Genomic DNA, 9184 nt, shown 5'->3' with positions numbered 1-9184 from the left:
CGGTAGAGCTCCGCTTTGCGTTCAACCTGGTGGCGCTCAACACTGGCTAGATTGTCACGCTGCTCGTCGTCACAATAACGGCGAGTAACTTCAGTCCCGCCAAACAGTCGGTGCCATCGATTGAGTACCTCCAAGGTGCTCCAGTCGTTGGCTTGTTGGGCATCGATATGCAGTACCACATGGGTATGGTTACTCATCACCGCATAGGCACAAACTTCGATGGCAAACGCCTGACTTAATTCGAGTAACCGTTTTTCGACCCAGTCGCGGCGGTGTTCGTAACTGATGCCGGTGTAGGTATCGATGCCACAAAGGAAACTGCGGCGAACACAACGACTGACGCAGTGATAGAAAGGGGTATCTTGCAACGATACCTGTTGGCTTCTGGCTGTGGGCATAGTCTCATCCTTGAAACTAACAAAATCACAGTATAGGTGATGGCTTCAGAGCTATCTTAGTATGGGTGTCTGATTAAACTAGAGCTATCTTAGTATGGGTGTCTGATTAAACTAGTATGGGTGTCTGATTAAACTACTTTATCGCAGGCGTTAGGCACTAGGAGCAAAGCGACAACATGTTGGAATACGTATTAATCTATTTAGTACCATTTTTGGTGTTCATTGTAGTAGTTGCAATGCATAGGCTTGTTGAAATACCCAAATTTAAAAAAATTTGTGACTTATTGGTATCACACGGTTTTGATTCCAAGGTTTTAAGTAGAGTCGTGACCTTATCAGCAATTCTATCTGTTTGGTTGGTGCTAGCTCAGCACTTAGTTACCTCATTAAAAGAGGCAGAAAAAAAACAGCAAGAGTTGTCTTCACTCGTGAGGGTATTTGACGAATCCTCAGAGCGTCATCGAGACACTTTAAATTTGATTATTGATGGAAAAAGTAGATATTATATGGGAATTAAGCCTATTGAATTTCGTGCCTTTTCTGTGACTCATATTGACCTGTTGATCAATAATGATCTTGCTAACACCTGCTTTGACTTACCTACTTTGTTTTCTCTAAAAGATGAATTACAGAAGCTAAATATCGCTATGCCGTCAATTCGAGAAATGACAGGTATGTCAGTTGAAAACTCGTTAAAAAATACTTGGGTGACGTTGGAGATAGATTTGGTGGCACGGTCAGCATTATCGCTGTATTCAAAAGCAAAAAACATAGATAGTAATTGCCCTATCGAGGGTAATTAGGTTGTGAGAGAAAGAGCCTAACAAACCCGTGTCCACTTTATCGGGTCAGGATCATTCCCAACGCTTGGCATTTTCAGTTCAAGGTTGGGTTTTGTGTTTATGGCACAATGGTTTAGTTCGGTGGTAGCGTTGCTCACTACTTAACGCGGCGTTAAGTGTCATCGGAGTCGAATATGAATTATCCACCAGAGATCGAGGCCGATTGGAATCAATATAATGAACTGAGGGAGTCAGGTCTCAAGAAACAGGCTAATAGAGCTTTGTTGAATATTGTGAAAAAGATTGAAAATATCGGGCCTGAAAAATTCAAGGGGTTTCTGTTTTCACTATGTGAAGACGGATTAGGTAAAAACCACAGTAGAAAAATACAATACCCGATTTTCGTAAAATGCATTCTTCCATTGCTGCTAAGAGGTTTTGAGTTGAGATCAGCAAAGGAACTCGTGTATTTAGCCAAGGCTAATCAGTCAGGGTTTGGTAAAGAGGTATATAAAGCAATTGGGGATGTTTGTAATCGTGATTTGTTGAAAGAGGCCTTGTTAGTTGACCCTGAGAACATTGTAGCAAAAAATATGTTAGCGGCAGACTATATAGAAGAGCTTTATTTTGGGGCGCATCATTTACCCGATACTCTGATTACAGATTTAAAAACTGCGAACTCAACAATCAAAGAATCAGCAGAGTTTCTGCTAAAAAATGGTAATTGTATTGAAGATCAACTAATTGAAGGACATAAATACTATTCCCGGCTTTATAAGGACTACGAAGAGTGGTTTTCTGGGAACTATACTTATGGTTTTTGTAAATGGTGTGAAGAAAATAATAGAAAGTATGGCTGGGTAAAGTCGTATTACTACAAATGAGGTCAAACTTAACAAGTGCGTCAAAATGACGCCTGGCGGCGTAATTTTACGCAGGCGCTAAGTGCTTATCACATTGTATCCATCATTGAGAAAGGTCATGAGCTATCTTAGTATGGATGTCTGATTAAACTATAAGGCGTATAAGGCGGCTTTGGAACAAAGTAATCAGGAATAGCATGAATCAAAAATCAAAATTTATTTTATGTAGCGCGATAACCATCGTTAGTATGACTTTAGTTATTTCATTCGCTACCAAAGGGAATTTGGCAAATGATTTAGTAAAATATAGAACTGATTTAATATTGTTCATCATCTATTTGGTGATTGGTCCTCTTCTTACAAAGAAAGTCCTATCAACTAAATTAAAGCTTGATGGTATAAGTATTGCCTTTAGTTATCTGTATTTTTATTCTGCATTTTGTGTCTTTTCGGATGGGTATATTGCAGGTTGGTCGCATAGTTCTGATGAAGTACTGGAAAAATTATTTAGGGGAGGATTAATTTCAATTTTATTAATAGTTACGATTTATGTTCCCTTGGTTGCATTGGCTGTTTCTACAATTCACAACATTATTATCAAAACAGTTAGAGATTGGCGCTATGGGTAATTGACACATATGAGCCTTCTCTCAGTCAAGGGGTAATACACACTCCCGACCGACTGAACTGGCAGTGTGTCGAACTAACCAAACGATGCGATTTCGCTTGTCTGATAGAGGTCTTGCCGCAAACACCCATAGAAGCTTTCTTATACGAGACTCTCAGTCGCTGGCAACGGTAGAGTTGCTGACTGCTTCTTAACCCAAGGCGTGGGCAGGCTGAAGCAAGAGATTGAACGGGTAGGGGGCTTAGGTGACCGTGACCTCACTAAGACCTGCTGATTTCTTCTTTGCTTTCTTTCATCTAAACTGTTGTTCCCTTGGATGTATCCTTAAAATTTGAACCAGAAATGAAGATAAAAACAGCAAGTGTGAATGGTTTTGTACCTTTGGAACGCACCGCCTCTCGGGCTAAGTTTACCCTTGGTCAAAGACTGTCGTTTCATCACTGCCATCGCGATCAAGCCAATTGGATAAAACAGGTCTTTACCGAACAGGGCATTGTTCAAGGGATATTTTGGGATGAGAAAAACAACGATGTTGTGTACCAGCTCAATGCCTCAGCACGAGTCGGGAAAATCTACGCTCATGAGCAGGATATCATCCAGTTAAATACTCAAGAACAATCGGCCTGCCCGTGGGGGCAGGTTGAGTCTAAAGCCTGTGATGGAATCATTGTACATGTTGACCATGAGGTTAACGCCACTCAGCTTCTGAAAGACGTGGTCGCAGCGTTAAGACTGAATGTCATTGATTACTATCGGCATAAAAGGAAGCTTCATATTCTGCTGAAGACGGCCACCTCGGTTGTCAGAGTAAGCTACGACAACGTGGCTGAGTTCAAAGTCTTTGCTAAGCGGGTGAATTTCCATCAAGCATCGGAAGCGTTAATGGCCTAACGCGCCATAAGAGATACGCCGTCAGCAGTATTGCTGATGTTCCTCTCCTTAACTGTGCATTCCACCAGGAATCGATGATGGTAAAGATCTACTCGTATTATTTTGAAGAGTTGCTGTTCAAATTTGCTTTTGGAGAGGAAAACGGCGCGGATTCTCCTCGCTGGTTAGACGACGAAGCGTTTCCCCCGTTATCGCCGCGAGACGCTATTAAAGCCTCTCGAGTCGTGGTGGCGACAATGCTAAAAGCCTATCCCCAGGCCGACCCTCAGTTCGATTCTTGTGCATTGAAACGATCCAGCGAATCCCAAAGTGGGTGGTGGTACTACGATATTGATTGGGTCGTATGGCCGCCAGAGTGCGACGGTAGCGATCGAAGCACCATCAATGTTCCGGTGCTACTCAATGGCCAGGTCCCCGCTTTTGAAGTGTTCAGCTACCAGGAACGCTTTAAAGCCTGGGAGTCCTAAGGTTTACTGATAGGTACAGCCTTGCTGCCGCAAAAAAGAGTAGGGCAGTTGACTGAGTTTTCTGTGCAACATCACACCAGCAATGTCGCTATGACAGAGCCAATGTTGACCGCGCTTAAGCACTTTATTGTTACCAATTAACAACTCATTCAACGATTTAGGCTTTGCTGTGGATTCGACCACAGCATGTTTCACGAACCATTCAGCGATGTCTGGCCCGGAGCCTACGTATGGCAATTCCACTGAATGGTTTCGGATTAGCTTCCACCATCATTACCATTACGAACAGGTACTATACTGCGAAAGTGTGTCAGCGCTACCGATAAAGGACAGAGCCATGTCAGCACAAGATAAGTTAGCTGGCTATGCCAGTGGTTTTAGCAGTTTAGACCCTCAAATCATCGCGGAAAATGTGACGGCCGATTATCGGCTTCTCGACAAAAACGGCGCAGTGGTAGAGAGAAATGATCTGCCTCAGTACATTGCTGAATTGAGAAAGCTTGGCGATGAGATGCAAATCTCTGATGTGATGGTCGATGGCGACAAGGCATGGTGTAAATGGCAGATTGGTGAGGTTATTGGCGCCGGCTTGATTCGCTTTAGTGACAACGGCGTATGCCAAGAGCAGTTGTTTTACTCGTAACTAGGCGTGTAAGCGTGAGTAATCACAGCAGTATCGACCACCAACGAGCGATGAACACCAATAACGTAGACAGCGCCATAGCGAACGGTCGAGGGCGACATGACGCTGCAGGTAACCAGGGGGACAGAGCCCATAGGGCTTCAATCCTATTTATCCTCTATTTACCATAATATACATTGTGCGCAATTGCGTATCGAACACGAGACCTAGAACACGGGCCCCGCATTTGAAGCCGATAAATAGCGTTATCGGCATTACCCCTGATTCGCCAGGCCATCCATGGGCTTACGCGCGGCGCTTTGATGACGTTCAACCCGACTGGTGTGCAGATACCGCGACGTGGTGTCGATGCTGTCGTGTCTGGCGTCGGCCTGCACATGGGACAACGGCCGCTGATGAATGTTGATGTCATGGCTGATGCCGGTATGGCGCAAACTGTGTGTGGTCATGGTGCGCATCTCTGCGGCGTCCTGGTTCAGTCCATCGGCCTCGGCGTCATCGGCGGCACTGGCAATGATGCCGTCAATCACTTCCCGAATCTGGCGAATGCCCAGATTGGCATGACGCACGCCAGCATCGCGACCATGAGCCGATGCCTTATGCCGCACAAATAACGGTGTCTGTTCGTCCGGTGCCGGCAGTTCTGCCAATCCCAGATAGCCGCGATACTGTTTCAGTGCATCCAGCAACGCATCAGACACCGCCACGGTGCCAGATTTGCCGGACTTACTCAGCGGCACAAAGAAGCCCCAGACACCGGTTTTTTTATCCCGTCGAAACTGGCCCATCACCGGCGAAAAACCCGGCCTGGCGGCCACTTCGGAGATTCGCAGATAACAACTGTACATCAAACTGATCAAAAACCGGCTGCGCTGGTGCTCGTCCGGCTGCTGTTCGGCCAGCCTGTCTACGCATGCCATCACATAAGACCATTGCAGTTCACTGAACGCCTTTAAGTTTTCATCGTCTTCTCGGGCGGTCAGGTGTTGCTGATTGTTCTTGTAACGTCCGGCCCGCAGCAAAATGGCGGCCGGATTGCGGTCGCCAAAGTCCACATCAATCAGATAGGAAAAGAATGCCGATAACAGTGCCAACTTGGTGCGAATGGCCGAATGAGACAGCTGGTACGCCAACTCCTGACCCAGGTCTTTCTTGCCCAGAAACGGCCGCCATTTGGGGTTTGGCCGCCGTTCGCCGTCTTTAAGCTGAAACTGCGGTACATTGCAAAAGCCGATAAGCTCCGCCGGGGGTTGCTGGCAGAACTCCAGGTAACGCGCCAAGCTGCGCCGGTCCACCTGCAAAATCGAACATTGCTCCACCTGCCACAACCAATGGAAAAACGTCGTTAATTCACTGCGATGGCTTTTGAAGTTGTTCTCAATGGCTTTTTGTTCCAGTAGCCAGTCGTAGGCCAACTCGTAGGTTAACCCGGCATCAGACACCCCACCCTCAATCTGTAACGCTATGTATTTATTGACATAATAATTGGGTTGGTCGAAGTATTTCAAAGTATCAAACAACGCCATGGCCGGTGCGTGCTGGTTCACAAAGTGCGCCTTTTATCGATAACTGTATAAACATACAGTATCATATTAAAAAACCGAGATCAGCCCCCTGCCCTTGGCTGGCATTTTGGTCGCTGAAGTGTGGTATATTGGCGGCTTTTCCGCTGATGGAGTACGGCCAGTTGGTCAACCGCCAAAGTTATCGCTTACTAGAGACCCAGCTTTTTCCACAATTTTCTGAGTCTGCCACCCCCAATGCCGCCCCTGAGTACCCTGCCCTGTTGCTGGGCCAGAGCCGGCTCATCGCCTGCTGGCAGGCGCTGGTGGCTCAAAGCGCCAATCATCTGTATTTGAGCACCACCGTTGGCTTAAGCGGTTTGGCCGTGCTGGCTGATCTTAACCGCCTGACCGGCTCTGCCACTTTGGGCAGCGTTTCGGGTCGCCAAGCCAGTAACGACTCGGTCTGTGACTCGTTGGTGGTAGACCGAATCCTGTCCCGCCAGGCGCTCTATGGCCACACTCGCACCGATGGCGCTACCAGCCCCGGGTTGCTGGGCCAGACTCGACTGTTGGCAATTCCGGTGGAATACCTGCTGGATCGACCATCGGTGTGGTGGCCACTCAAGCAGGCACTGGAAACCGGTCACTATTCTCTAGGCGATCGCCAACTACCGGTTCAATGCCAGGTGGTGATCATCGGCAGTGCGGCGGATTACGATAACCTCAACGGCTTTGACAGCAACTTTTCAGACATCATCAACCTCTACGGCGAATGCCAGCCAGAGATGGAAGCGGTAAACGCCGACCAGCAGAGCCAGTGGATGACCGCCGCCAACGGCGAATGTCGACGCCTGTGCCAGCGCGAGTTGTCCACGGCCGCAGCCACCCGATTGGCCCGCCATGCCAGCCGCCTGGTGGAACACCAGGAGAAGCTGAGCCTGTCCTGGTCAGAGATCAACAAGCTATTCAAGCTGCTGGATGGTGGCACCAGCGACGAAGTCAGTGAGCAAGAGATCAACGCTGCCCTCGCTCTGCAGAGCCAGATGCATAACGCGCTGGAAGAGTCGTCCCATGAATCGATTCGTGAGCAGATGGTGCTGGTTCAAACCCAGGGACAAGCGGTGGGCCAGATCAACGGCCTGACGGTGGTGGATTATTGTGGCCACAGCTACGGTGAGCCGGCGCGAATCACCACCACGGTGCATTATGGTGACGGCGAAGTGGCCGACGTCGAGCGTAAATCCGATCTCGGCGGCAACATCCACGCCAAGGGGATGATGATTTTGTCCGCCTGCCTGTACCGACTGTTTGGCCGCGATGCGCCGCTGCACCTCAATGCCAATATCGTGTTTGAACAGTCCTACCAGACCATCGATGGCGACAGCGCCTCATTGGCAGAATACTGCAGCCTGATCTCCGCCATCGCCGATGCCCCCATTGCTCAGAATATGGCCATGACCGGCGCGGTGGATCAGTTCGGCAACGTGCAGGCAATTGGCGGTATCAACCAGAAAATTGAAGGCTTCTTTCGAGTTTGCAACAGTCGCGGCCTGACCGGCGACCAGGGGGTCATCCTGCCTTCAGCTAACATGCGTCAGCTGAATCTCAGTGATGAAGTTATTCAAGCTGTGCTTGAAAAGCGCTTCCACCTGTATCAGGTCGATAAGGTGGAACAGGCGCTGGAGTTGGTCAGCGACATTCCCCTGGCCGAAGCTGATAAGGACAACCAGTACCCGGAAGAGAGCCTGTATGGCAAGGTGCAATTACGCTTGGCTCAACTGGTCGGTGCAGGTGACGAGCCACTGACACTGCTGGATCGCATCAAAGAGCGACTGAGACTCAGCTGATCGGAGTTGTTTAGTGAACACGCGTTCGCTAATCTGGTGGCATCTTAATTAGAGGATGTCGTGCTATGCAAGCTACTGCCGAGTTGCCCGTTGAGAAGGTCGACCAATTTAGCAAAGAAGAACTGATCGCCAGCGGCCATGGTGCCCTGTTTGGTACAGACGCGCCCCGTCTGCCGAAAGACAACATGTTGATGCTGGACCGCATCATCCGCATCAGCGATACCGGCGGTAAGTTTGGTAAGGGTGAATTGATCGCCGAACTGGATATCAATCCGGATCTGTGGTTCTTCGATTGCCACTTCGAATCCGATCCGGTAATGCCTGGCTGCCTGGGTCTGGATGCCATGTGGCAGCTGGTGGGCTTCTTCCTGGCCTGGCAAGGCGGCAAAGGTAAAGGCCGTGCTCTGGGTGTGGGTGAAGTGAAGTTCACCGGTCAGATCCTGCCAACGTCGAAGAAGGTGACCTACCACATTCACCTGAAGCGCACCATCAACCGCAAGTTGATCATGGGCATGGCCGACGCCGACCTGATGGTCGATGGCCGCCTGATCTACCAGGCGACCGACCTGAAAGTGGGTGTGTTCCAGGACACCAGCACCTTCTAAAGCAGCGCGGCAATGTCCTTGTCGATCTGTTCCGGCTTGGTGGTGGGCGCATAGCGCTTCACCACCTTGCCCTGTTGGTCGATCAGGAACTTGGTAAAGTTCCATTTGATCCCATCTCCCAGCAAGCCCCCTTTCTGCTTTTTCAGCCACACGTACAGCGGGTGCGCCCGGCGGCCGTTGACCTCTATCTTGGCAAACAATGGAAAGCTGATATTGAACTGCAGATCGCAGAACGACCGTATCGCCTCGTCATCACCAGACTCCTGGCTGCCAAACTGGTTGCACGGGAACGCCAACACGCTAAAGCCCTTGTCACTGTACTTCTGCTGCAGTTTCTCCAGCCCCTCATACTGAGGCGTAAACCCGCAGGCACTGGCGGTATTCACCACCAGCAGCACCTGGCCGCGATATTGCTCAAATTCGATGGTGTCGTGTCGATTGGATTGTGCACTGAACTGATACACGCTGGAGTCGCTCATAGCCCTTCCCTGCTGTGATGAATAAAATGTCTAATGCTCTGAGTGTACTCCGATTCTCGCGGCAATCCAGACCCAC

Annotated in this window: 11 protein-coding genes; 8 read left to right on the top strand and 3 right to left on the bottom strand. The window is 49.1% G+C overall.

The features are described 5' to 3' along the window. The coding region (locus H598_RS0109310) for a hypothetical protein (protein ID WP_028112786.1) at positions 1–398 on the bottom strand (398 nt) is incomplete at its 3' end. Positions 399–574: 176 nt separating this feature from the next. Between H598_RS0109310 and H598_RS0109305 the strand changes: the two genes are divergently transcribed. From H598_RS0109305 to H598_RS0109285, 6 genes are all read left to right on the top strand, one after another. Then, positions 575–1201 carry a hypothetical protein gene (locus H598_RS0109305; protein WP_028112785.1) on the top strand — a complete coding sequence of 209 codons (627 nt, stop codon included), beginning with the start codon at positions 575–577 and terminating at the stop codon, positions 1199–1201. A 173-nt stretch (positions 1202–1374) separates the two neighbouring features. Beyond that, complete coding sequence (locus tag H598_RS0109300) at positions 1375–2064, top strand: hypothetical protein (RefSeq protein ID WP_028112784.1); 690 nt, start codon at positions 1375–1377, stop codon at positions 2062–2064. A 176-nt stretch (positions 2065–2240) separates the two neighbouring features. Next, a complete protein-coding gene (locus H598_RS26470; protein ID WP_156896989.1) occupies positions 2241–2672 on the top strand; it encodes a hypothetical protein in 432 nt (143 codons plus the stop codon). 341 nt (positions 2673–3013) lie between these two features. Continuing rightward, positions 3014–3562, top strand: a complete 549-nt coding sequence (locus tag H598_RS0109295) for a hypothetical protein (protein WP_028112783.1) — start codon at positions 3014–3016, stop codon at positions 3560–3562. Positions 3563–3636: 74 nt separating this feature from the next. Further along, a complete protein-coding gene (locus H598_RS0109290; protein WP_156896988.1) occupies positions 3637–4029 on the top strand; it encodes a hypothetical protein in 393 nt (130 codons plus the stop codon). A 337-nt stretch (positions 4030–4366) separates the two neighbouring features. Then, positions 4367–4672 (top strand): hypothetical protein, encoded by a 306-nt coding sequence (locus tag H598_RS0109285; RefSeq protein ID WP_028112781.1) that lies wholly within the window; start codon positions 4367–4369, stop codon positions 4670–4672. A gap of 254 nt (positions 4673–4926) precedes the next feature. Here H598_RS0109285 and H598_RS0109280 read toward each other — a convergent pair whose 3' ends face one another. Then, a complete protein-coding gene (locus H598_RS0109280; protein WP_028112780.1) occupies positions 4927–6198 on the bottom strand; it encodes a tyrosine-type recombinase/integrase in 1272 nt (423 codons plus the stop codon). Between the two features lie 128 nt (positions 6199–6326). On the opposite strand from H598_RS0109280, the gene H598_RS0109275 reads away from it, so the two are divergent. Then, entirely contained in the window at positions 6327–8024 is a 1698-nt protein-coding gene (locus tag H598_RS0109275) for a S16 family serine protease (RefSeq protein WP_156896987.1), read from the top strand. 65 nt (positions 8025–8089) lie between these two features. After that, the gene (gene fabA, locus H598_RS0109270; protein ID WP_028112778.1) at positions 8090–8629 is read left to right on the top strand and encodes a bifunctional 3-hydroxydecanoyl-ACP dehydratase/trans-2-decenoyl-ACP isomerase; all 540 of its coding nucleotides are present in this window, start codon (positions 8090–8092) and stop codon (positions 8627–8629) included. Here fabA and H598_RS0109265 read toward each other — a convergent pair. Continuing rightward, complete coding sequence (locus tag H598_RS0109265; protein ID WP_028112777.1) at positions 8626–9108, bottom strand: glutathione peroxidase; 483 nt, start codon at positions 9106–9108, stop codon at positions 8626–8628. The two genes, fabA and H598_RS0109265, sit on opposite strands and share 4 nt — an antisense overlap. Positions 9109–9184 lie beyond the last annotated feature (76 nt).

Origin of the sequence: Ferrimonas kyonanensis DSM 18153, from assembly GCF_000425405.1 — a bacterium.
Lineage (GTDB): Bacteria > Pseudomonadota > Gammaproteobacteria > Enterobacterales > Shewanellaceae > Ferrimonas > Ferrimonas kyonanensis.
This window is presented reverse-complemented; position numbering and strand designations above follow the sequence as displayed.